Genomic DNA, 683 nt, shown 5'->3' on the forward strand with positions numbered 1-683 from the left:
CAGCCATCACTACTACCCAATCACCACCGCCAGTTTGAACGATAAGCTGAATTAACCTTTCTATGGCTAATTGACGTTCTCTCAATGTACGATAATCCTCTAAGGTGATCGAACCGTACTCGCTAAGTTCGGCGAGGTATTGATTCATGAGGTTTAATTCGTCTATCGCAATCAGAGGTTCAATAGCATTTACACTCCTTTTTCTCGTAGAGAAATCTCTAGATTATTCCGTAATTGACGGTATAACGCTTTCGATTCTTCAGGATTCATGATAAATTTTTCTTTAAATCCCTCGAATAGTCCCGTTTCCCGTTCGTATAGAACTCGACCGGCTCTCTTGGATTTGGTGGGTAAAATGTATTCTAAGATACATTCCTGCTGGCGAGGGAGTGGAAGGAACCACTCCAGACACAGAGGACACAAAGATCGATCGATCCTATGGTAAGTTAAGCTGATCACACAGAACCTAGAAGAGCCCTCGACCATCCCGCGCAACATAATGAGCGAGGATCGGCGAACATTCTTTTAAATCAACCACATCAATTTTGTCCTCGGGAATCTCTAAAGCTTGTTCGAGCAGTGTATAAATTTTCAATAGACTCGAAATATCCTTTTGAGCGCTTCTTTCCTCGTATAAAACAGCGAAATCCCAATCGCTATCAGGTCTATGCTCTGGGAGCATC

Annotated in this window: 2 protein-coding genes; both read right to left on the reverse strand. The window is 42.8% G+C overall.

What is annotated here, in order from left to right; all coding sequences use genetic code 11:
- Positions 1-189 precede the first annotated feature (189 nt).
- Positions 190-423 (reverse strand): hypothetical protein, encoded by a 234-nt coding sequence (locus tag MICAI_RS27245; RefSeq protein WP_081504687.1) that lies wholly within the window; start codon positions 421-423, stop codon positions 190-192.
- A gap of 43 nt (positions 424-466) precedes the next feature.
- The coding region (locus tag MICAI_RS16160; RefSeq protein ID WP_008204427.1) for a nucleotidyltransferase domain-containing protein at positions 467-683 on the reverse strand (217 nt) is incomplete at its 5' end.

The sequence above is a fragment of the Microcystis sp. T1-4 genome, assembly GCF_000297435.1.
Classification (GTDB): Bacteria; Cyanobacteriota; Cyanobacteriia; order Cyanobacteriales; family Microcystaceae; genus Microcystis.